The following is a 222-nucleotide window of genomic DNA, read 5'->3' as shown; positions in this document are numbered from 1 at the left end:
ACCAGCGAATTGCGGTTGCCCGCAATCAACGCCGGGTGCACAATCATCGACCGCGCCGCCTCATAAGCCGAGACCACCGCCTGCGCCTGCACAGCAGCTTCCTCGGCCGCAGCGCCGGCCGCAGACAGCCACGCCGTATACGGGGTCGCCGCAGCCGCCATCGCCGCCGACGCCGGCCCCTGCCAAGCATCGTTGACAAGCCCCGACGTCACCGCCTGAAAA

General features: G+C 68.9%; 1 protein-coding gene. It reads right to left on the bottom strand.

The annotated features are described in order from the left end of the window. Positions 1 to 222, bottom strand: a 222-nt coding sequence (locus AC5Y4D_RS27435) for a PPE domain-containing protein (protein ID WP_500038789.1), incomplete at both ends; no start/stop codon positions are given.

Source organism: Mycobacterium sp. NGS67, assembly GCF_059812185.1.
This window is presented reverse-complemented; position numbering and strand designations above follow the sequence as displayed.